A 22,857-nucleotide genomic window follows, 5' to 3' on the forward strand; every position below is an offset into this window, starting at 1 on the left:
CCTTACATGACTATCGTCCAAACCCCGTAGAACGCCCACTAGGCAAACTTTCCGACGAAGTGCACATTGTTCGACCTTGCACAGATGTCTGACGAGTGCTGGGAGATTGATTTAGAACTGCTGAGAAACGTATGTCCGACCACGATATTTTGAGTGATGCCGAGCGCGAGGCGCTGAGCGCCGTGATGCTCGAGCCTGATTTACCGCCCCAACGCGTATTGATCGTGGACGACGACAAGGATGCGCGTGAACTGTTGGCGGAAATCCTGGGGCTGGACGGTATTCGTTGCTTGACCGCCGACAGTGGTGAGGCGGCATGGGATTTGTTGAAATCGAGCGGCTCTATCGGTTTGCTGATCACCGACCTGCGCATGCAGCCCAGCAACGGCCTGGAGTTGATCCGTCAGGTGCGTGAGTCGACCCGGGCGGCGCTGCCGATCATCATCATGTCGGGTGACGCCGAAGCGCCGGATGTGATCGATGCGATGCACTTGAGTGTGGTGGATTTCTTGCTCAAGCCGATAGATAGCGTGAAGTTGGCGAAGTTGGTGAAGCGGGAGTTGGGGATGGCTTCCTGATTTTTGTGATGCTGTGATGGCCTCATCGGGAGCAAGTTCAGTCATCCTCAACCCAACTAAAAAGCCCTGATCTCTCGATCAGGGCTTTTTCATTTACAGGCCGTTTTTAGCCTTGAACTCCCGACGCCTGCGGTGCAACACCGGCTCGGTATACCCATTGGGCTGCTTGGTCCCTTCAATCACCAACTCCACCGCTGCCTGGAACGCGATATTGCTGTCGAAATCCGGCGCCAACGGACGATACAACGCGTCCCCGGCATTCTGACGGTCCACCACCGGCGCCATGCGCTTGAGGCTTTCCATCACTTGGTCTTGGTTGACGACGCCGTGGCGCAGCCAGTTGGCAATGTGCTGGCTGGAGATACGCAGGGTGGCGCGGTCTTCCATCAGGCCCACATCGTTGATGTCCGGTACTTTCGAACAGCCAACGCCCTGGTCAATCCAACGGACCACATAGCCAAGGATGCCCTGGGCGTTGTTGTCCAGTTCATTGCGGATCTCTTCGTCCGACCAATCGGTGCTGCTGGCCAGAGGAATGGTGAGGATATCGTCCACCGAGGCGCGTTCGCGCTTGGCCAGTTCGGCCTGGCGGGCAAATACGTCGACCTTGTGATAGTGCAACGCGTGTAGCGCCGCAGCGGTCGGCGATGGTACCCAGGCGGTGTTGGCACCGGCCAATGGATGGGCGATTTTCTGCTCAAGCATCGCCGCCATCAGGTCGGGCATGGCCCACATGCCTTTACCGATTTGTGCACGGCCTTGCAGGCCGGTGCTCAAGCCGATATCGACGTTCCAGTTTTCGTAGGCGCCGATCCATTTTTCCGCCTTCATGGCGGCCTTGCGCACCATCGCGCCGGCTTCCATTGACGTGTGGATTTCGTCGCCGGTACGGTCGAGGAAGCCGGTGTTGATAAACACCACGCGCTCGCTGGCGGCCTTGATGCAGGCCTTGAGGTTGACCGTGGTACGGCGCTCCTCGTCCATGATCCCGACTTTGAGCGTATTACGCGCCAGGTTCAGCACCTCTTCGATGCGACCGAACAGCTCGTTGGTGAACGCGGCTTCTTCCGGGCCGTGCATCTTCGGTTTGACGATGTACACCGAACCTGTGCGGCTGTTCTTGCGCGTGTTGTTGCCATTGAGGCTGTGGATCGCCGCCAGGCTGGTGATCAGGCCGTCGAGGATGCCTTCGGGCACTTCGTTGCCGTCTTTATCGAGGATCGCATCGATGGTCATCAAGTGGCCAACGTTGCGCACGAACAACAGCGAACGGCCGTGCAGGGTCACGTCGTTACCGTCGATGCCGGTGTAGGCGCGATCAGGGTTCATGGTACGAGTAAAGGTCTTGCCGCCCTTGGCCACTTCTTCGGCCAGATCGCCCTTCATCAGCCCGAGCCAGTTGCGGTAGATCACCACCTTGTCATCGGCATCCACGGCGGCAACGGAGTCTTCGCAGTCCATGATGGTGGTCAGCGCGGCTTCCATCAGCACGTCTTTGACGCCGGCGGCATCGGTCTGGCCGACCGGAGTGCTGGCGTCGATCTGCAACTCGAAGTGCAGGCCGTTGTGTTTGAACAGGAGCGCAATCGGCTCGGCCGCGGGGCCCTGGAAACCGATCAACTGGGCATCGTCACGCAGGCCGCTGTTGCTGCCGCCTTTGAGGCTCACGATCAGCTTGCCGTCGACGATCTTGTAGCCGGTGGAATCGACGTGGCTGCCCGCGCTCAGCGGTGCGGCTTCGTCGAGGAAGGCGCGGGCGAAGGCGATGACCTTGTCGCCACGCACCTTGTTGTAGCCCTTGCCCTTTTCGGCGCCGTTGGCTTCGCTGATGGCGTCGGTGCCGTACAACGCGTCATACAGCGAGCCCCAGCGCGCATTCGAGGCGTTGAGGGCGAAGCGCGCATTCATCACCGGCACCACCAGTTGCGGGCCGGCCATGCGCGCGATTTCGTCGTCGACGTTTTGCGTCGAGGCCTCAAAGTCTGCGGCTTCTGGCAGCAGGTATCCGATGTCTTGCAGGAAGGCTTTGTAGGCCACCGGGTCGTGGGCCTGGCCGGCGTGAGTCTGGTGCCAGGTATCGATCCGCGCCTGGAAATCGTCGCGTTTGGCGAGTAGGGCTTTGTTCTTCGGTGCCAGGTCGTGGATGACCTTGTCGGCACCGGCCCAGAACTGGTCGGCAGTAATGCCGGTACCGGGAATGGCTTCGTTGTTCACGAAGTCGAACAGGACTTTGGCGACCTGCAGGCCACCGACTTGAACGTGTTCAGTCATTGCTTGCCTCACTCTGCGGAGCTTATGCGCTTTTTCAGATTTTCATTATGTAGTGCACGGTTGGGCATACTACATGATGACTTGCGGTTGTGAAAATTAGACTAAATACGTCGTTTAGCGACCCACTTTGGTCGTACGGTCACAGCGGAGAACCGGATGTTCTCAAAAAACTATTGGATTGTTCCAGATAAATATAAAAATGGTACACGATTTGTTTTCGAGGGCTCCCGGGTCCACCTTGTAGATTGAATTCCAGAGGGCTTCGCCATGGACCATCTTGTACTCACAATTATCGCCGCCGACAAACCCGGCCTGGTTGAACGCATCGCGCAGAACATTGCCGCCCACGGTGGTAACTGGCTGGAAAGCCGCATGGCCCACATGGCTGGGCAGTTTGCCGGGATCCTGCGGGTCAGCGTGCCGACGGAGCAACGTCAGGCACTGGTGGGCGCGCTGGAAGACTTATCCTCACACGGCATACGCGTGCTGGTGGGCGAGGGCAGTACAGGGCAGGCGGCAGTGTCCAAATCGATTGTGATGACGCTGGTGGGCAATGACCGCTCGGGCATCGTGCGCGAGATTACTGCGCTGTTGAGCCAGCAGGGTGTCAACGTGGAGCGCTTGAGTACCGATGTACGCCCGGCGCCCATGAGCGGGGACCCGTTGTTCAACGCCGAGGCTTTGTTGCAGGTGCCGTCTACGTTGTCTCTGGAGCGCTTGCAGGAATCGCTTGAGACCTTGGCCGACGACTTGATGGTGGAACTGCGCAACGAGGAATAACCACCCACAAGGTTATGCATGGAAATCTTGCATGGGCCTGTGGATAACCTGTAGAGACCCGGCGCCAGGCCACGTCGGCCGGACTTCTCCGTCAGCTGAGCAAAAAACGAGCAGTTTCAAGGGCTTGTGCACAAATGGCGGGGATCAGGCTGTGGATAACCTTGGGGTGAAACGCTGCAAGCCACGGGCGCCGTGGCTTGCAAAGGTTTGTGCGTTATTTGATCAGCGTTTGCGCACCGTCAGCCATGCATCCACGCTGTAGATCACCAGCCCGGCCCAGATGAAGGCGAAGGCAATCAGCGTGGCCGGCGCCAGGTGTTCGCCGAACAGCAATACCGCTTCCAACAGCACCAGGGTCGGCGCCACGTACTGCAAAAAGCCCAGTGCGGTATAGGGCAAATGCCGTGCTGCGGCGTTAAAGCAGACCAATGGAATCAGGGTTACCGGACCTGCGGCCACCAACCACCAGGCTTCGGAGGTGCTCCAGAATTCCAGTTGTGCACTGTGGGCCGATGGATTGAACAGCAACCAGGCGACGGCAATCGGCACCAGCATCCAGGTTTCCACCACCAGCCCCGGAAGTGCCTTGACCGGGGCCTGTTTACGGATCAAGCCGTAAAAACCGAACGTCAACGCCAGCGCCAGCGACACCCATGGCAAGCTACCCACCTGCCACACTTGTTGCGCCACACCGACCGCCGCCAACCCCACCGCCACCCATTGCAGGCGGCGCAGGCGTTCACCGAGTATCAACATACCCAACAGTACATTCACCAGCGGGTTGATGTAGTAACCCAGGCTGGCTTCAAGCATTCGCCCACTGTTCACCGACCACACATAGGTCAGCCAGTTGGCCGCGATCAGCGAACCGCTGAGTGCCAGGATCGCCAGGCGCTTGGGGTTGTCACGCAGTTCGCGAAACCAGCCAGGGTGCTTCCACACCATCAACAGCAAGCCGCCGAACAGCGCTGACCACAGCACGCGGTGCACGATGATCTCGGCGGCGGGCACGCTGGCGATGGCTTTGAAATAGAGCGGGAACAGACCCCAGATGACGTAGGCGCTCAGGCCCAGGATGTACCCCTTGCGAGGGTTGGCGGCTTGCATTGCAGAATCCTTGCTTAGGCAGCTAACAAAGCGCGATTGTAAGGATATTTGTCAGACAATGGGGACTTGCTTGGCAATGGGGATTTTTATGTGGGAGGGGGGCTCGCTCCCACATAAAGCAAAGCAGTCAGAAGAGTTTTAGCGGTTCTTCATTGAGCGCCGACAGTTGCTCACGCAACGCCAGCACCTGGTCGCCCCAATACCGCTCGGTGCCAAACCACGGGAAGCTGTGGGGAAACGCCGGATCGTCCCAGCGCCGTGCCAGCCAGGCGCTGTAGTGCATCAGGCGCAAGGCGCGCAACGGTTCGATCAGGGCGAGTTCGCGGGGGTCGAAATCGTGGAACTCCTGATAGCCGTCCATCAGTTCCGACAGCTGGCCCAGGCATTCCTGGCGGTCGCCAGCGAGCATCATCCACAGGTCTTGCACCGCCGGGCCCATGCGGCAGTCGTCGAGGTCGACGATATGGAACATCTCGTCGCGGCACATCATGTTGCCGGGGTGGCAATCGCCGTGCATGCGGATGTTCTTGTGCGGCGTGGCTTTATAAACCTCTTCCACACGCTTGAGCAGGTCGCGGGCCACGGATTCATAGGCCGGCAACAGGCTTTTGGGAATGAAGTTGCCTTCGAGCAAGGTGTTGAGGGAATCGTGACCGAAGTTCTTCACGCCCAGGGCTTCGCGATGTTCGAACGGGCGGGTTGACCCCACGGCGTGCAAACGGCCGAGCAACTGCCCAAGGCGATAAAGCTGGTCGAGGTTGCCTGGCTCCGGCGCGCGGCCGCCACGGCGGGGAAACAGGGTGAAGCGGAAACCTGCGTGTTCGAACAGGCTCTCGCCGTTGTGAATCAGCGGGGCCACCACGGGCACTTCGCACTCGGCCAGTTCGAAGGTAAAGCGGTGCTCTTCGAGGATCGCCTCGTTAGTCCAGCGTTGGGGCCGGTAGAACTTGGCGATCAGCGGTTCGGCGTCTTCGATGCCCACCTGGTACACGCGGTTTTCGTAGCTGTTGAGCGCCAACACGCGCGCATCGCTGAGAAAGCCGATGCTTTCGACGGCGTCGAGGACCAGATCAGGGGTGAGTGTTTCAAACGGGTGAGCCATGCGAACTCCTGCGCGCAGCAGGGCGCCGCGTCCGGCCGGGTATGGTAACGCACCGGGGCTGGGATAGGTGGTGGCTGTGCTATTGCAATCGGGGGCAAGCCCCCTCCCACATTTGAATGTATTCGCAATTCAGAATTGTGGGAGGGGGCTTGCCCCCGATGAGGCCCTGTCAGGCGCCTACGATCCCGCCATCATCCCGCCGAATCGCCATCACCGACGAACGCGGCTTGCCGTTCGGCAGATGTTCAGGCCAAGTCGAACCACCGGTTTCTCCCGGATGCTGAATCCCCACAAACAACGTCTTCTGATCCGGCGCAAAGCTGATCCCGGTGACCTCACACGCCACCGGCCCGACCATGAAACGGCGGATTTCCCCGGTGCTCGGGTCGGCACACAGCATCTGGTTGTTGCCCATGCCGGCAAAGTCGCCCGCGTTGCTGTAGTCGCCGTCGGTGAGGATCCACAGGCGCCCGGCCTTGTCGAAGCCCAGGCCGTCGGGGCTGTTGAACATGTTCTGTGGGTTGATATTGGACGAGCCGCCCTTCGGCGTACCACCGTGCACGCCCGGGTTTCCGGCCACTACGAACAGGTCCCAGGTAAAGTCTGTGGCGCCGTGGTTATCGGCGTCGGCTTTCCAGCGCAGGATCTGGCCGTAGACGTTTTTCTCTCGCGGGTTGGGGCCGCCCACCGGCTGGCCGTCTTCGCCGCGCTTGGCGTTGTTGGTCAGGGTGCAGTAGACCTGGCCGTCGGTGGGGCTGACGACGATCCACTCCGGGCGGTCCATGCGCGTGGCCTTCACTACGCTGGCGGCCAGGCGCGCATGGATCAGCACCTCTGCCTGGTTGGCGAAACCGCTGCCGGCGTCGATGCCGTTTTTGCCATGGGTGAGTTCAACCCATTGGCCTTTGCCCTTGGGATGATCGGCGTTACCGTCGCCCGCATCGAAGATAGCCACGTACAAGGTGCCGTGGTCGAGCAGGTCTTTGTTGGCTTTCGGATTGCTGTGGTTGATCTGATCGCGGCTGACGAACTTGTAGATGAACTCGCCGCGTTCGTCGTCGCCCATGTACACCACGGCGCGGCCGTCGCGCGTTTCGGCCAGCGCCGCGTTTTCATGTTTGAAGCGGCCCAGGGCCGTGCGCTTGACCGGAGTGGATTGCGGATCGAACGGGTCGATTTCCACCACCCAGCCATGGCGGTTGAGTTCGTTGGGGTTCTTGGCCATGTCGAAGCGTGGGTCGTGAGGGTGCCAGTTGATGTCTTTGCTGGCGGCCACTACGCCGTAGCGTTTCTGCCCGGCGTCGAACGCTTGCTGCGGGTTGCTGCTGCCGAAGCAGTCGGTGAAGTTCTCTTCGCAGGTCAGGTAGGTGCCCCACGGTGTCTTGCCGTTGGCGCAGTTCTGGAACGTACCCAGGACTTTCTTGCCGGTTTTGTCGGCAGTGGTTTTCAACCAGTCATGGCCGGCAGCGGGGCCGCTCAAGCGGATTGGTGAGTTGCCATGGATGCGCCGGTTGTAGCGTGAGTCCTGGACGAACTGCCAGGTGTCGCCCTTGCGCCGTACTTCGATCACCGACACGCCCTCGCTGGCCAGGGCCTTGCGTACCTCCTCGGCCGATTGTGGCGCGCCGCCGTGGGCGTAGAGGTAGCGGTAGTTAGTGTATTCGTTGTTGATCGCCATCAAGGCGCGGTTGTCGTCGCCCGGGAACGGAAACAGGCTCATGCCGTCGTTGTTGTCGCCAAATTGCTGTTCCTGGGCCGTGGCCGTGCCATTGCCCGACGGGTCGAAAGCCGGGGCGTTCTTGTGCAGCGGCTGGCCCCAACTGATCAGCACCGAAGCACTGTAGCCAGGGGGCAGGGTAATGGTGTCGCTGGTGGCGGCGGCGATGCTGGTAAAACCCAGCAGCGGGCTGGCGGAGGCAGCATTCACCGCCAGGGCGCTGCGGCTCAGCAGGTTACCGCCGAGGAACATCGCGGCGCCGCACAGGGCGCCCGCGCCGATAAAGCGACGGCGGGTCAGGCCGACCATTTGTTCAAGGTCAGTGGCTTGGTTTTCTTCTAATAGGCTCATCTCAGGCTCCCGCGATTTTTGCAGATACCTTAAGGAGCGGTTGTGACCAAATTGTTGCAGCCTGAAGACGTTATACCGGGGTCCCGAGCAGCACATTGCTGGGTGCGAATTGCACCTGGATCGGCTGGCCCTCGGCAGCGTTGAGTACCAGGAGTGCAGCGGGCGGTGCCAGCGCGCATAACACTTGGCCGTTGGGCAAGGCGATACGCACCTCGCTGGGGCCATCCTCGGCGTCGAGAATCGTCTCGATCACACCGCTCATGCAATTGTGTCCAGGTGTTTCTGGGTGCCCGATCGCCCGCAACTCCAGCCATCCCGCTTTGATCAGGGCGACCACCTCCACGCCGGCCTGCAGCTCCAGCCGTTGGGTGCTGTCGTGGGTAATCTGGGCGTCGAGGTACAGGTCGCCGGCCAGTTGCAGGCGAATCCTGTCGTTGCGGCCCTGGCTGTCGATGGCGATGACCTGGCCGTGCAATTGGTTGCGTGCACTGGTGCGCAGCATCAAGCGGCTGAGCAGGTTGAAGTCACTGGCCGCTTCGTCCGAACCGAGCAGCTCGGCCTGCAGCACTTGCAGGCGCTGATAAAGGCGCAGCACTCGTTCACCTTCTTGCGTCAGCTTGGCGCCGCCACCGCCTTTGCCACCGACGCTGCGTTCCACCAGCGGTTTTTGCGCCAGGTTGTTCAGTTCATCGATGGCGTCCCAGGCGGCCTTGTAACTCAACCCCGCACTTTTGGCGGCACGGGTGATGGAGCCCTGCTCGGCGATATGCCCCAGCAAGGCAATGCGTTGGGGGCGACGGATGATGTGCTGGCTGAGTGGGCTGGGCAGAGACATGGGCATACGCTTGGATGAGATAAGCCGACGTTGCCGCCCTGAAGCAGGGGAGTCAAGTCAGGGGCCGGGTTTGGGGGTGCGGGCCAGGCAATAGACATCGACCTGGCGTGCGCCGGCGCCCATCAATAACCGCGCCAGGCTGTGGGCGGTAGCGCCGGTGGTGAGTACATCGTCCACCAGCGCCAGGTGTTGCCCTGCGACTTGAGCGCCGGGCGCCAGGGCAAAGGCGTTGAGCAGGTTACGCTTACGCGTCTTGGCGTCGAGGTCTTGCTGCGCCACGGTTTCAAGCGGGCGCAGCAGCGCGTGCTCATTGAGGGGAATGTCGAGCGCGCTACTGAGCCAGCGAGCCACCATCTGCGCCTGGTTAAAGCCGCGTTGGCGCAGGCGTTTGCGGGCCATGGGGACCGGCAGTAGATAGTCGGGGCGGTTGAGTTCGGCGTTATCGAAGCGGTGCTGCAGGTGCTGCCCCAGCAGGCGCGCCAGCATGTGGCCCAGCGGCCAGCGAGCCTGATGCTTGAAGCGGCTGACCAGGGTGTCGATGGGAAAACTGTAGGTCCAGGGTGCGATCACCTGGTTAAAGGCCGGAGGGTGTTTTTGGCACTGGCCGCAGATCAACCCGTCCATCGGCAAAGGCAAGGCGCACTGTTCACAATGCTCAAGCAGCCATGGCAGTTCTGTTTCGCAGGTATTGCATACATTTTCGGCGGAGTCTGTGCATTCGTCACAGATCAGACAGACCTGTTTGTTTTTTAACCAGATGTAAACTTGGTGTTTGTACTCAGGTTGACAGTGCATGAATCTTCCTTAAATATGCCGAGCATCCGTGTCGTGCCTGTGGGTATTGCCCTTCCCGCAGCGTTAGCCAAAGCATAATCAAGGAATCGCCCATGAGCGCCAGCACCTCTGCCACCCTGCGTCACGACTGGTCTTTGGCCGAAGTCAAAGCCCTGTTCGTGCAGCCGTTCAATGACCTGTTGTTCCAGGCGCAGACCGTGCACCGCGCGCATTTCGACGCCAACCGCGTGCAGGTATCGACCCTGCTGTCGATCAAGACCGGCGCCTGCCCGGAAGATTGCAAATATTGTCCGCAGTCGGGTCACTACAACACCGGCCTGGAAAAAGAGAAGCTGATGGAGGTGCAGAAGGTCCTCGAAGAGGCCGCCCGCGCCAAGGCCATCGGCTCGACGCGCTTTTGCATGGGCGCGGCGTGGAAGCACCCGTCGGCCAAAGACATGCCCTACGTGCTGGAGATGGTCAAAGGCGTAAAGGCCATGGGCCTGGAAACCTGCATGACCCTGGGCCGTCTCGATCAGGACCAGACCGAAGCGCTGGCCCAGGCCGGCCTGGATTACTACAACCATAACCTCGATACATCGCCAGAGTTCTACGGCTCGATCATCACCACCCGTACCTACAGCGAGCGCTTGCAAACCCTGGCCTACGTGCGTGATTCGGGGATGAAGATCTGCTCGGGCGGCATCCTCGGCATGGGCGAGTCCCTCGACGACCGTGCCAACCTGCTGATCCAACTGGCCAACCTGCCAGAGCATCCGGAGTCGGTGCCGATCAACATGCTCGTGAAGGTGGCCGGTACGCCGTTGGAAAACGCCGAGGACATCGACCCCTTCGACTTCATCCGTATGCTGGCGGTGGCGCGCATCCTGATGCCGCAATCCCACGTGCGCCTGTCCGCTGGCCGCGAAGCCATGAACGAGCAGATGCAGGCCCTGGCGTTTTTTGCCGGCGCCAACTCGATCTTCTACGGCGATAAATTGCTGACTACCGCCAACCCTCAGGCTGACAAGGACATGCAGCTGTTCGCACGCCTGGGCATCCTGCCCGAAGCTCGGGAAGAGCACGCCGATGAAGTGCATCAGGCGGCGATCGAGCAGGCGCTGGTGGAGCAAAAGAGCAGCGAGCAGTTCTATAACGCCGCTGTTTGATCGAGGCCAGCATGTCTTTTGATCTCGCCGCGCGCCTCACTGCCCGCCGTGCCGAACATCTATACCGTCAACGCCCGTTGCTTCAGAGCCCCCAAGGCCCCGAAGTGGTAGTGGATGGCCAGCCATTGTTGGCGTTCTGCAACAACGATTACCTGGGCCTGGCCAATCACCCGCAGGTGATCGAAGCCTGGCGTGCCGGGGCGGCCCGTTGGGGCGTTGGTGGCGGCGCTTCGCATTTGGTGGTGGGCCACGTCACGCCGCACCATGAGTTGGAAGAAGCCCTGGCTGACTTGACCGGGCGCCCGCGTGCGTTGCTGTTTACCACCGGCTATATGGCCAACCTGGGCGCGGTCACGGCGCTGGTGGGGCAGGGCGATACGGTGCTGGAAGATCGCCTCAACCATGCTTCGTTGCTGGATGCCGGCTTATTGTCCGGGGCGCGGTTCAACCGCTACCTGCATAACGACGCCGGCAGCCTGGCCAAGCGCCTGGAAAAGGCCACCGGCAGTACGCTGGTGGTCACCGATGGTGTGTTCAGCATGGACGGCGACCTGGCCGACCTGCCAGCGCTGGCCCGGGAAGCCAGGGCCAAAGGTGCCTGGCTGATGGTAGATGATGCCCATGGCTTTGGCCCGCTGGGCGCCCATGGCGGCGGCATCGTCGAACATTTTGGCTTGAGCCAGGACGATGTACCGGTGCTGGTTGGCACCTTGGGCAAAGCCTTCGGCACCGCCGGGGCATTTGTGGCAGGCAGTGAAGACTTGATCGAAAGCTTGATCCAGTTTGCCCGGCCGTATATCTACACCACCAGCCAGCCACCGGCACTGGCCTGCGCCACCCTCAAAAGCCTGGAATTGCTGCGCAGCGAACACTGGCGGCGTGAGCACCTCAATGGGTTGATCCGCCAGTTCCGTCGCGGTGCCGAGCAGATGGGCCTGGCATTGATGGACAGCTTTACGCCGATCCAGCCGATCTTGATTGGCGACAGCGCCCGGGCATTGCGTCTGTCACAGATGCTGCGCGAGCGTGGGCTGATGGTGACTGCAATCCGCCCGCCGACTGTACCGGCCGGCAGTGCAAGGTTGCGCGTGACATTGACGGCGGCGCACAGCGAAGCGCAGGTGCAGCTATTGTTAAACGGATTAGAGCAATGTTTCCGGTTGTTGAACGCAGCGGAGCCCGACCATGCGTGATCGCCTGATACTGCTGCCCGGTTGGGGTCTCGGTGTGTCGCCGCTGGAACCGTTGGCCGCGGCACTGCAGGGCCTCAACGAGCACCTGCGGGTACAGATCGAACCCTTGCCGGCGCTGGATTCCAGCGATCTGGATGAGTGGCTTGACGAGCTCGATGCGACGCTGGCGGACGACGTCTGGCTCGGGGGCTGGTCCCTGGGCGGGATGCTTGCTTCGGAGCTGGCGGCACGCCGTGGCGAACGTTGCTGCGGTTTGCTGACTTTGGCGAGCAACCCGTGCTTCGTCGCCCATGACGGTTGGCCTCACGGGATGCCCGCCGAGACCTTCGATGCGTTCCTGGCGGGCTGCCACGCCGACTCCCAGGTCACCCTCAAGCGCTTCGGCCTGTTGTGTGCCAAGGGCGCGCAGGAGCCTCGCGGGCTCTCGCGCTTGCTGGTCAGCGGCGCGCCGCATACCGCCCCCAGCGTGTTGATGCCCGGCCTGGAGCTGCTGGCCCAACTGGATACCCGCGCGGCCTTGCAGGCATTTCGCGGGCCGCAGTTGCATCTGTTTGCCGGCCTGGATGGGCTGGTACCTGCCGAAGCTGCCAGTGACCTGCTGGCGTTGCTCCCGGATGTAGAAGTCGGCCTGATTGAACAGGCCGGTCACGCGTTTCTTCTGGAAGACCCCCACGGTGTAGCGGGGGCCATCCAGGCTTTTTTGCATGAGTGTGTTGATGACTGACTTATCCCACCCTTGTTTGCCGGGTGCCTTGCCGGACAAGCGCCAGGTTGCTGCCTCGTTCTCCCGTGCAGCGGCCAGCTACGACAGCGTGGCCGAGTTGCAGCGCGCAGTAGGGCATGAGTTGCTCCGCCGTTTGCCCAGCGAGCTTTCGCCACAACGCTGGCTGGATATGGGTTGCGGCACAGGGTATTTCAGTCGCGTGCTGGGTGAGCGTTTGCCCGGGAGCGAGGGCGTGGCGCTGGATATCGCCGAAGGCATGCTCAACCACGCGCGTTCGTTGGGTGGCGCCGCGCATTTCATGGCTGGCGATGCTGAACGCTTGCCGCTGAAGGCTGACAGCTTCGAGCTGCTCTTCTCCAGCCTCGCCGTGCAATGGTGTGCCAACTTCGATGCAGTGCTCAGCGAAGCTCAGCGCGTATTGCAACCTGGCGGTGTGTTGGCGTTCGCGAGCCTGTGCGTGGGTACCCTGGATGAACTGCGCGAAAGCTGGCGAGCGGTAGACGGCTTGGTTCACGTCAATCGCTTTCGCACCTTCGAGGCTTATCAGCAGTTATGTGCGGCCAGCGGCTTGCGGGTGGTGAGTCTCGCGCGACAGCCCCATGTGCTGCATTACCCGGATGTGCGCAGCCTGACCCACGAGCTCAAAGCGTTGGGCGCCCATAACCTCAACCCCGGCCGCCCCGGCGGCTTGACGGGGCGCGCGCGGATTGTTGCACTGGTAGACGCATACGAGCAGTTCCGTCAGGCTCAGGGCCTGCCCGCCACGTATCAGGTGGTGTACGCCGTACTGGAGAAACCGCTATGAGCGTCGCGTACTTCATCACCGGCACCGACACCGATGTGGGCAAGACCACTATCGCGGCCGGCCTGTTGCATGCTGCCAGGCTCGCGGGCAAAAGCACGGCCGCCGGGAAGCCGGTGGCGTCGGGGTGCCGGTTGACTGCCCAGGGCTTGCGCAATGCCGATGCCCTGGCGTTGCTGGCCGAGTGCTCATTGCCGCTCAGTTATGCCGAGGTCAACCCGGTGGCATTCGAGCCGGCTATCGCGCCGCATCTGGCTGCGCGCGAGGCGGGCGTGGGGCTGACGGTGCAATCGTTGCTCAAGCCGATGCAACAGATCCTGGCCCGTGGAGCCGACTTTACCTTGATCGAAGGGGCGGGCGGCTGGCGCGTGCCCTTGGCCGATCAGGCCAACCTGTCTGACCTGGCCATCGCGCTCAAATTGCCGGTGATCCTGGTGGTGGGCGTGCGCCTGGGCTGCATCAGCCACGCGTTGTTGACCGCCGAAGCGATCGCACGGGACGGCTTGCCGCTGGCCGGTTGGGTGGCGAATATCATCGATCCCAAGACCTCCCGTCTGGAAGAAAACCTCGCCACCCTGGCCGAGCGCTTGCCGGCGCCCTGCCTGGGGCGCGTGCCGAAGCTCAAGGATGCCAGTGCCGCCGCCGTGGCGGAGTACCTGGAGTTGGACCTGCTTGACTGATTTTGGCTATCGCAAGGCATTATGCCATTAGTGTTTTTGACGGGCCTTTTGCCGGGATGTCTGCTTCAATCCACCTTCACGATTCTCTCAAGGCAGGCTTAAGCCATGGAAATCTCTGGAAGCAGCGCGTTTTATTCGGGCCTGAGCAGTATTCAGACCGGGCAGAGCCGTGTCGACCAGGCGGCCGGCAAGATTGCCAGCGCCGCAACAGCCCAGCCATCGGCCGCGCAAAGCGATCGTCTGCAAGCTAATGACCGCGCCCAAGCGTCAAACTCGGCGAGCAATATGGTGGAAATGGCCCAGGGCAAGTTTCAAGTCGAGCTGGGGGCAAAAGTCGCCAAGGCTTCGGATGAAATGCTCGGTACGTTGATCGATACCTACGCCTGATCCCCTGCTGAACTCAATTAAAAATGTGGGAGGGGGCTTGCTCCCGATGCGGTGTATCAGCGTGCCCATTCATAGCTGACCTACCGCTATCGGGAGCAAGCCCCCTCCCATATTTGCCTGTGCCTGGCCCTGAGCTAGTTCTCTATTCGTTTTTTGCAGTGGCATCCCGCCGCAGGCCTTGCCGTGCCTGGCGATGACCTGCGTCAAGACAAACGGCATCTGGCCGACGCTTGACAACCCTGGGTCGTAAACGTATGTTTCAAACACCTGTTTGACCGCCATAACAAATCCACGCGGTTGTTCATCCCAGATACATCAGCAGAGGTTTATCGCTATGCCTGACTACAAGGCCCCCTTGCGTGATATTCGCTTCGTTCGTGACGAACTGCTCGGTTATGAAGCGCACTATCAGAGCCTGCCGGCTTGCCAGGACGCTACTCCGGACATGGTCGACGCCATCCTTGAAGAAGGCGCCAAGTTCTGTGAGCAAGTGCTGGCACCGCTGAACCGCGTGGGCGACATCGAAGGGTGTACCTGGAGTGAGTCAGGCGTTAAGACCCCTACCGGTTTCAAAGAAGCCTACAAACAGTTCGTCGAAGGCGGCTGGCCGAGCCTGGCCCATGACGTGGAGCACGGTGGCCAGGGCTTGCCGGAGTCCCTGGGCCTGGCGGTGAGCGAAATGGTCGGCGAAGCCAACTGGTCGTGGGGCATGTACCCTGGCCTGTCCCATGGCGCGATGAACACTATTTCCGAGCACGGCACCCCCGAGCAGCAAGACGCTTACCTGACCAAGCTGGTGTCGGGCGAATGGACCGGCACCATGTGCCTGACCGAGCCACACTGCGGTACCGACCTGGGCATGCTGCGCACCAAGGCCGAGCCTCAGGCTGACGGTTCCTACAAAGTCTCCGGCACCAAGATCTTCATCTCGGCCGGTGAACACGACATGGCCGACAACATTGTCCACATCGTACTGGCCCGCCTGCCGGACGCACCGGCCGGCACCAAAGGCATCTCGCTGTTTATCGTGCCCAAGTTCCTGCCCAACGCCGATGGTTCAGTGGGCGAGCGCAATGCGGTCACCTGTGGTTCCCTGGAACACAAGATGGGCATCCACGGCAACGCCACCTGCGTGATGAACTTCGACGCAGCCACCGGTTTCCTGATCGGCCCGGCGAACAAAGGCCTGAACTGCATGTTCACCTTTATGAACACCGCTCGCCTGGGCACTGCCCTGCAAGGCTTGGCCCACGCCGAAATCGGCTTCCAGGGTGGCCTGAAATATGCGCGTGATCGCCTGCAGATGCGCTCCCTGACCGGCCCTAAAGCACCTGACAAAGCCGCTGACCCGATCATTGTGCACCCAGACGTACGCCGCATGCTGCTGACCATGAAAGCCTTCGCCGAAGGTAACCGCGCGATGGTGTACTTCACCGCCAAGCAAGTGGACATCGTCAAGTACGGCACCGATGACGAAGCCAAGAAACAGGCCGATGGCCTGCTGGCATTCATGACCCCGATCGCCAAGGCGTTCATGACCGAAGTCGGCTTTGAATCGGCCAACCACGGCGTGCAGATCTACGGTGGCCACGGCTTCATCGCCGAGTGGGGCATGGAACAGAACGTGCGCGATAGCCGTATTTCGATGCTGTACGAAGGCACCACCGGCATCCAGGCCCTGGACTTGCTCGGCCGCAAAGTACTGATGACCCAAGGCGAAGCGCTCAAGGGCTTCACCAAGATTGTGCACAAGTTCTGTCAGGCCAACGAAGGTAACGACGCGGTTAAAGAGTTCGTTGCACCGCTGGCGGCACTGAACAAAGAGTGGGGCGAGTTGACCATGAAGGTCGGCATGGCCGCGATGAAAGACCGCGAAGAAGTCGGTGCCGCTTCGGTGGATTACCTGATGTACTCCGGCTACGCGTGCCTGGCGTACTTCTGGGCCGACATGGCGCGCCTGGCCGCCGAGAAACTGGCTGCCGGTACCAGCGAAGAGGCGTTCTACACCGCCAAGTTGCAGACCGCGCGCTTCTACTTCCAGCGCATCCTGCCGCGTACCCGTACCCACGTGGCGACCATGCTGTCGGGCGCCAACAACCTGATGGACATGAAAGAAGAAGACTTCGGCCTGGCTTACTAAGCCTTACCGGTTCTTTCTGCAACCGCCGCCTCTTTCGGGACGCGGCGGTTTTTTTTGCCCTCCTACAGAGTGCGGGCATAAAAAACCGCAGTGATGCACTCAGGGATTACAACCCGCTGCCGTTACAGTAGTGGCAATGTGATACGTGTCAGTCCGATTGTGCTTAACTGACTGCATGAAGGCACAGTGCCATTATTTTGCGGGTCGGAGTTTTACCCTTGTCACGCGTGTCTGCTGTACGTTTCAGTCATTTCCTACCTTCGCTGCTGCTGTTGCTGGCCGGGCTTTCGGCTGCGTACGTCAAGGACCTCAACGTCTTCTTCACCTCGCTGTTCAACGTGTTGCCGACCCTGGTCCTGCTGCTCGGCGGCGCGTACTGCGCGGTCTATCGGCGCCAGCGTGAACTGTTCCTGATGATCACGGTGTACGTCGCCTATTTCCTGCTGGATACCCAGACCGATTTCTACCGCGACAATGGACGCGTGCGTGACGACGCCGCGGTGGTGTTCCACCTGTGTTGCCTGCTGTTGCCGCTACTATTCAGCATCTACGCGCTGTGGCAGGAAAAAACCCATCTGTTCCGTGACTTCGTCGCCCGCTGCGCGGTGTTGCTGGCGGTGGGCAGTGTGGCGCTGGCCCTGGAGCAAAGTTTCCCCCAGGCTTTGCTGGGCTGGTTGGCGGAGATTCGCTGGCCGATGCTGCATGGCGCGTGGATGAGCCTGATCCAGCTGTCCTATCCCATGTTCCTGATCGGCTTCCTTACCCTGGCCGCCCAGTATTGGTATCAGCCGCGCCCGCTGCACGCCGCCCAATTGGTGGGGTTTTTGGGCCTGTTCTGGATGTTGCCGCAAACCTTCATCCTGCCGTTCACCCTCAACATCATGTGCAGCCAAGTGATGTTGATGATTGCTGCCGGTGTGGCCCACGAAGCCTATCAAATGGCGTTCCGCGACGAACTGACCGGCTTGCCGGGACGACGCGCCCTCAACGAACGCATGCAACGGCTGGGGCGCAACTATGTGCTGGCGATGAGTGACGTTGATCACTTCAAACGTTTCAACGACACCCATGGCCACGACGTGGGCGACCAGGTGCTGCGCCTGGTGGCGAGCAAGCTGTCCAAGGTCAACGGCGGCGGGCGCGCCTACCGGTATGGCGGTGAAGAATTTGCCGTGGTATTTGCCGGCAAGACCTTGGATGAATGCATGCCGCACCTGGAGGAGATTCGCGAGATCATTGCCGGCTACGCCATCAAGTTGCGTAACCCGGATCGTCCTCATGACGACCACCAAGGCCGTCAACGGCGTGCGGGCAGCGGAGCCTCCAGCGTGTCGGTGACGGTCAGCATCGGCGTGGCCGAGCGTCAGGCCGAGCAGCGTAACCCTGAAGAGGTGCTCAAGTCCGCCGACCAGGCGCTGTACGCCGCCAAGGGCGCCGGGCGTAACTGCGTGATTGCGGCCGGGCAAACCCGTCGTGGCGCGGTGCGCACGCAAAGCGCTGCGGGTTGAGTCAGCGCGCTGTATTTACTGTGACTTAAAAATACCAGATAGTCACAAGCAGACCCTATGTGTCTGAAAAGTTGTTCGGGTACACTCGGGGTCTGTAAAACCGATCCTATCGAATCACTTTTCATGTTCCCACGAGGTTTGCCATGGCTGATTACAAAGCGCCGTTGCGTGATATGCGCTTCGTCCTCAACGAAGTTTTTGAAGTCGCCAAGACTTGGGCCGAACTGCCGGCATTGGCAGACACCGTTGATGCCGAAACCGTTGAGGCGATCCTCGAAGAGGCCGGCAAGGTTACCGCCAAATCCATCGCGCCCTTGAGCCGCGGCGGCGATGAGCAAGGCTGCCATTGGACCGACGGCGCGGTGCGTACCCCGGACGGTTTCCCCCAGGCTTATGCGACCTACGCCGAAGGCGGCTGGGTGGGTGTGGGCGGCGATCCGACCTATGGCGGCATGGGTATGCCCAAGGCGGTGTCGGCGCAGGTTGAAGAAATGATCAACTCGTCGAGCCTGGCATTCGGCCTGTACCCGATGCTGACCTCCGGCGCCTGTGTCTCGATCAACACCCACGCCAGCGAAGAGCTCAAGGCCGCGTACTTGCCGAAGATGTATTCCGGTGAGTGGGCAGGTTCCATGTGCTTGACCGAAGCCCATGCCGGCACCGACCTGGGCATGATTCGCACCAAGGCCGAGCCTCAGGCGGACGGTTCCTACAAGGTCAGCGGCACCAAGATCTTCATCACCGGTGGCGAGCACGACCTGACCGAGAACATCATCCATCTGGTGCTGGCCAAACTGCCGGATGCACCGGCGGGGCCCAAGGGCATCTCGCTGTTTCTGGTGCCCAAGTTCATGGTGAACGCCGACGGCAGCCTTGGCGCGCGCAACCCGGTGACCTGCGGTTCGATTGAACACAAGATGGGGATCCAGGCGTCCGCGACCTGCGTGATGAACTTCGACGAAGCCGTGGGTTATCTGGTCGGTGAGCCTAACCGTGGCCTGGCGGCGATGTTCACCATGATGAACTACGAGCGTCTGGGGGTGGGCATCCAGGGCCTGGCGTCCGGCGAGCGCTCCTATCAGAACGCGATTGAATACGCCCGCGACCGCCTGCAAAGCCGCTCCCCGCTGGGTGCACAGGCCAAGGATAAAGTGGCAGATCCGATCATCGTGCATCCGGACGTACGCCGTATGCTGCTGACCATGAAGGCGGCCAACGAAGGCGGTCGTGCGTTCTCCACCTACGTGGCGACGCAGTTGGACATCGCCAAGTTCAGCGACGATGCGCAGGCGCGCGAGCGCGCTGATAACCTGGTGGCGTTGTTGACACCCGTGGCCAAGGCGTTCCTCACCGACCTGGGCCTGGAAACCACTGTGCTCGGCCAGCAAGTGTTTGGTGGCCATGGCTATATTCGCGAATGGGGCCAGGAGCAGTTGGTGCGTGACGTGCGCATCACCCAGATCTACGAAGGCACCAACGGCATTCAGGCGCTGGATTTGATGGGACGCAAGATCGTCGGCAGCGGCGGTGCGTTCTACACGCTGTTCGCCGATGAGATCCGCCAGTTCATCGCTGAATCGGGGGCCGAGCTGGCCGAGTTCACCACGCCGCTCAGCGCAGCGGTGGATAACCTGGATGAATTGACGGCCTGGGTACTGGACCGCGCCAAGAGCAACGCGAATGAAATCGGCGCAGCGTCGGTGGAGTACTTGCATGCATTCGGCTACATGGCCTACGCCTATATGTGGGCGCGCATGGCCAAGGCCGCGTTGGGCAAAGAGGCCGAGGAGGCTTTCTACGCCAGCAAATTGGGGACTGCACGTTTCTACTTTGCCCGTCTGCTGCCGCGTATCCATTCGTTGAGCGCGTCGGTAAAAGCCGGTAGCGAATCGTTGTTCCTGATGGATGAAGCACTGTTTTAAGGGCCTGTAGGGCGTGTAAGCAATCTCTTACATGACGTGCTGCTAATCGTCCTCTATCGCCAAATTGGATCCACGGATAATCTACTTCACATGGACGTCGCGCAGGAAGCGCAAAGCAACAACACGGACACGTAGGATTCTGCCAGGACGGCGGAGTGAAATGGATGTCAGGGAAACAGTCTGCAAAGCCCCGCTTCGGCGGGGTTTTCTTTTGCCCGCGAAAAAGTCAGGCGCTTGCCTGCGGGGCATTCATCACGTCTTCCAGCAGGGTGCGCAGCAATGCGACGGTGGCCTGTTGGCGTTGCACATCACGGCAGACCAGCCCCACCTTCAATGGCACCCTCGGTTCGCTCAAGGGTTTCCACAAAAGCGCCTGGCTGTTGTGTTCGTCCTGGGAACGCCCCGGTAGCACCGTCGCCAGCTTGGTGTGGGGCAGGCTGTCGAGTATTCCCACCATGGTGTTGAGCTCCGCTTGCACCTGCGGGCGCCGCCCCAGGTTGGCCAACTGGCCCTGCCAGATCTGCCTGACTTGAAACTCCTCCCCCAACAGCAGCATCGGTAACTCGGCAGCTTGTTTGAGCGAGACTTTCTTGAATTCGCGCAGCGGATGGTCGTCGGGAATCACCACCTTCAACTCATCTTCATACAGCAGCACACCGTGCAGGCCCGGCTGACGTGGTGGCAGGTAGCTGATGCCAATGTCGAGGGAGCCGTTGAGCAACCGCCGCTCAATCTCAAGCCCCGTCAGCTCGTAAATCTGCACCACCAAATGAGGCTGGGCCTTGCGCACGCGCTCAAGCATTTGCGGCACCAGGCTGGTGTGCACGGTTTGCAGCACGCCGATGGCCAGGGTCCGCATGGCCTGGCCCTTGAAGTTGCGTAGCGCTTCGACGGCTTGCTGCATGCCATCAATGAGCGGCAACGCGTGGTTGTATAAGGTGTGCGCCGCCAGGGTCGGCAGCAGCCGCTTGCTGCTGCGTTCGAACAGACTTACATCAAGGTTCTGCTCCAGCTGGCGAATCTGTTGTGACAAGGCCGGTTGCGAGATCGAAAGACGCTCCGCAGCACGCCCTACGTGGCCTTCCTCATACACCGCGACGAAATAACGCAGTTGCTTGAAATCCATAAGGCTTACTTATCGAAAAAGCTGGAAAATCGAAATGGCCGCTGGCCCCCGAGAAGCCTAGTCTAGCGCCTATTCGCAGGGCTTACAGGGCCGGATCGGACAATGAACAGCGTTTTTGTTGATAGCGTTTACATAGGCAAGGCAAAAAAAACTCAGGTGCAATGGTCCGGCCGTAACCACCAAGGTCAGGTTGCAAACGGGGGTAAGTTGTGAATCTGTTCAACATCCGCCGCCCCGCCCCGAGCCTGGATGACCTGATCCAGGATGCCCCACGCGACACGCATTCAACCGAGCATTTGATGCCCACTGTGGCGCGCCCACCTCAAGTGTTTGTGCGGGGCCAGGGCTCGTGGCTGTGGGACAGTGATGAGCGTGCCTATATGGACTTCAGCCAAGGCAATGCCGCCAACAGCCTGGGCCATAGCCCACAGGTATTGATCAAGGCCCTGGCTGCGCAAACCCAGGCGCTGATCAATCCCGGCAATGGCCTGCATAACCGTGCCCAACTCAATCTCGTCGAGCGCCTTTGCCAGCATACCGGCAGCGACCAGGCTTACCTGCTCAATAGCGGCGCGGAAGCCTGCGAGGCGGCAATCAAACTGGCGCGCAAGTGGGGGCAACTGCACCGTGGCGGGGCCTATCGCATTATCAGCGCCAGCAACGGTTGCCATGGACATGGCTTCGCTACGCTAGCCGCTTCGGCTGGTACCTTGGTAAACCGCTTCGAACCGCAATTGCCGGGCTTCAGTCACGTTCCCTTCAATGATCTTCCCGCCCTGCATGCTGCCGTGGATGCCCAGACGGTGGCCATTCTGCTGGAACCGATCCAGTGCGAAGCCGGCGTGATCCCGGCGACCGAACACTATCTCAAAGGCGTCGAGCGGCTGTGCCGCGAACTGGGGATCCTGCTGATCCTCGACGAAGTGCAAACCGGCATGGGCCGCTGTGGCACCTTGCTTGCCGAGCAACAGTACGGCGTGCATGCCGACATCATCACCCTGGGCAAGGGCCTGGGCGGCGGTGTGCCGTTGGCGGCGCTGCTGGCACGGGGCAAGGCCTGTTGCTTTGAAGTGGGTGAGCTGGAAGGTACCCATCATGGCAATGCATTGATGGCCTCGGCTGGGTTGGCCGTCACCGATACCGTGCTTGAGCCCGGTTTTCTTGAGCATGTACGCGTGTTGGGCTGTCACCTGGGCGAAGGGCTTGCCCGTCTGGCCTATCGCTACGGCCATGGCCCATTGCGCGGGAATGGCCTGATGTGGGGGCTTACCTTATCGGATGATTCTGCGGATGCGGTGGTAAAAGCCGCGCTGCAAGAGGGACTGATCCTCAGCGCGCCGCAACCCGACTGCCTGCGCTTCACACCGGCGCTGACGGTGAGCAAAAGCAACATCGACGAAATGCTCCTGCGCCTGGCCCGCGCCTTCTCACGGGTGCGCACCGCGCAACTGCAATGCCGAAAGGGCATTGCTGTTTAACCGTCCAATTCCTGAACCGTCTCGCGGTATACGCGGCGCCCTCAGCCTGATTCTTTTGGCTGGGGGCGTTTTTTTGCCTGAGTAATTTCTGGTGTGAAAACGTTTATTGAGTCTCTTTGGAAACGATGGCTTTTTAGCGAGCGTCGGCAAGGACTGCCGGAGGGGCACGACGTGCTCGACTTTTAATCTATACCACTGGGTGGTATGTTTTAG

General features: G+C 60.8%; 19 protein-coding genes. 12 read left to right on the forward strand and 7 right to left on the reverse strand.

The features are described from left to right. Positions 1 to 131: 131 nt before the first annotated feature. Positions 132 to 578 carry a response regulator gene (locus E4O98_RS21435; RefSeq protein ID WP_032879104.1) on the forward strand — a complete coding sequence of 149 codons (447 nt, stop codon included), beginning with the start codon at positions 132 to 134 and terminating at the stop codon, positions 576 to 578. A 93-nt stretch (positions 579 to 671) separates the two neighbouring features. Here E4O98_RS21435 and E4O98_RS21440 read toward each other — a convergent pair whose 3' ends face one another. Then, positions 672 to 2,849 (reverse strand): malate synthase G, encoded by a 2,178-nt coding sequence (locus E4O98_RS21440; RefSeq protein ID WP_248136196.1) that lies wholly within the window; start codon positions 2,847 to 2,849, stop codon positions 672 to 674. A gap of 267 nt (positions 2,850 to 3,116) precedes the next feature. Here E4O98_RS21440 and E4O98_RS21445 point away from each other — a divergent pair, with 267 nt between their 5' ends. Then, positions 3,117 to 3,629 (forward strand): ACT domain-containing protein, encoded by a 513-nt coding sequence (locus tag E4O98_RS21445; RefSeq protein WP_078822494.1) that lies wholly within the window; start codon positions 3,117 to 3,119, stop codon positions 3,627 to 3,629. A gap of 222 nt (positions 3,630 to 3,851) precedes the next feature. Here the strand turns inward: E4O98_RS21445 and rarD are convergent, their stop codons facing one another. The 5 genes from rarD to E4O98_RS21470 form a co-directional block, all read right to left on the reverse strand. Next, positions 3,852 to 4,736, reverse strand: a complete 885-nt coding sequence (gene rarD / locus E4O98_RS21450) for an EamA family transporter RarD (RefSeq protein WP_005792097.1) — start codon at positions 4,734 to 4,736, stop codon at positions 3,852 to 3,854. A gap of 127 nt (positions 4,737 to 4,863) precedes the next feature. Next, positions 4,864 to 5,838, reverse strand: coding sequence for a serine/threonine protein kinase (locus E4O98_RS21455; RefSeq protein WP_103735247.1), 975 nt, complete (start codon positions 5,836 to 5,838; stop codon positions 4,864 to 4,866). A gap of 169 nt (positions 5,839 to 6,007) precedes the next feature. Next, entirely contained in the window at positions 6,008 to 7,906 is a 1,899-nt protein-coding gene (locus E4O98_RS21460; protein ID WP_248136198.1) for a PhoX family phosphatase, read from the reverse strand. 70 nt (positions 7,907 to 7,976) lie between these two features. Further along, a complete protein-coding gene (locus tag E4O98_RS21465; RefSeq protein ID WP_248136200.1) occupies positions 7,977 to 8,741 on the reverse strand; it encodes a TOBE domain-containing protein in 765 nt (254 codons plus the stop codon). Positions 8,742 to 8,798: 57 nt separating this feature from the next. Further along, positions 8,799 to 9,536 (reverse strand): ComF family protein, encoded by a 738-nt coding sequence (locus tag E4O98_RS21470; protein WP_248136202.1) that lies wholly within the window; start codon positions 9,534 to 9,536, stop codon positions 8,799 to 8,801. A gap of 92 nt (positions 9,537 to 9,628) precedes the next feature. Here E4O98_RS21470 and bioB point away from each other — a divergent pair, with 92 nt between their 5' ends. The 9 genes from bioB (at position 9,629) to E4O98_RS21515 (ending at position 20,040) form a co-directional block, all read left to right on the forward strand. After that, positions 9,629 to 10,684: a biotin synthase BioB gene (gene bioB, locus E4O98_RS21475; protein WP_005792092.1), complete on the forward strand. Its 1,056-nt coding sequence runs from the start codon at positions 9,629 to 9,631 to the stop codon at positions 10,682 to 10,684. A gap of 11 nt (positions 10,685 to 10,695) precedes the next feature. Continuing rightward, on the forward strand, positions 10,696 to 11,877 hold the full coding sequence (gene bioF, locus E4O98_RS21480; protein WP_248136204.1) for an 8-amino-7-oxononanoate synthase: 1,182 nt from the start codon (positions 10,696 to 10,698) through the stop codon (positions 11,875 to 11,877). Further along, a complete protein-coding gene (locus tag E4O98_RS21485; RefSeq protein WP_032879110.1) occupies positions 11,870 to 12,601 on the forward strand; it encodes an alpha/beta fold hydrolase in 732 nt (243 codons plus the stop codon). The genes bioF and E4O98_RS21485 overlap by 8 nt, the downstream gene beginning before the upstream one ends. After that, on the forward strand, positions 12,594 to 13,406 hold the full coding sequence (gene bioC, locus E4O98_RS21490) for a malonyl-ACP O-methyltransferase BioC (RefSeq protein ID WP_248136206.1): 813 nt from the start codon (positions 12,594 to 12,596) through the stop codon (positions 13,404 to 13,406). The genes E4O98_RS21485 and bioC overlap by 8 nt, the downstream gene beginning before the upstream one ends. After that, positions 13,403 to 14,083, forward strand: coding sequence for a dethiobiotin synthase (gene bioD, locus E4O98_RS21495; protein WP_032879112.1), 681 nt, complete (start codon positions 13,403 to 13,405; stop codon positions 14,081 to 14,083). Before bioC ends, bioD begins: the two co-directional genes overlap by 4 nt. A gap of 105 nt (positions 14,084 to 14,188) precedes the next feature. Beyond that, positions 14,189 to 14,470 carry a hypothetical protein gene (locus E4O98_RS21500; protein WP_032879113.1) on the forward strand — a complete coding sequence of 94 codons (282 nt, stop codon included), beginning with the start codon at positions 14,189 to 14,191 and terminating at the stop codon, positions 14,468 to 14,470. 334 nt (positions 14,471 to 14,804) lie between these two features. After that, positions 14,805 to 16,610, forward strand: coding sequence for a phenylacyl-CoA dehydrogenase (locus tag E4O98_RS21505; protein WP_032879115.1), 1,806 nt, complete (start codon positions 14,805 to 14,807; stop codon positions 16,608 to 16,610). Between the two features lie 218 nt (positions 16,611 to 16,828). Further along, positions 16,829 to 18,118 (forward strand): GGDEF domain-containing protein, encoded by a 1,290-nt coding sequence (locus E4O98_RS21510; RefSeq protein ID WP_032879116.1) that lies wholly within the window; start codon positions 16,829 to 16,831, stop codon positions 18,116 to 18,118. Between the two features lie 143 nt (positions 18,119 to 18,261). Beyond that, a complete protein-coding gene (locus E4O98_RS21515; protein WP_078822486.1) occupies positions 18,262 to 20,040 on the forward strand; it encodes an acyl-CoA dehydrogenase C-terminal domain-containing protein in 1,779 nt (592 codons plus the stop codon). Positions 20,041 to 20,266: 226 nt separating this feature from the next. Here the strand turns inward: E4O98_RS21515 and E4O98_RS21520 are convergent, their stop codons facing one another. Continuing rightward, positions 20,267 to 21,166: a LysR family transcriptional regulator gene (locus E4O98_RS21520; RefSeq protein WP_005792083.1), complete on the reverse strand. Its 900-nt coding sequence runs from the start codon at positions 21,164 to 21,166 to the stop codon at positions 20,267 to 20,269. 209 nt (positions 21,167 to 21,375) lie between these two features. On the opposite strand from E4O98_RS21520, the gene E4O98_RS21525 reads away from it, so the two are divergent. Further along, a complete protein-coding gene (locus E4O98_RS21525; protein WP_032879118.1) occupies positions 21,376 to 22,644 on the forward strand; it encodes an aminotransferase class III-fold pyridoxal phosphate-dependent enzyme in 1,269 nt (422 codons plus the stop codon). Positions 22,645 to 22,857 lie beyond the last annotated feature (213 nt).

Origin of the sequence: Pseudomonas sp. W2Jun17 (genome assembly GCF_023127795.1) — a bacterium.
Classification (GTDB): domain Bacteria; phylum Pseudomonadota; class Gammaproteobacteria; order Pseudomonadales; family Pseudomonadaceae; genus Aquipseudomonas; species Aquipseudomonas synxantha_A.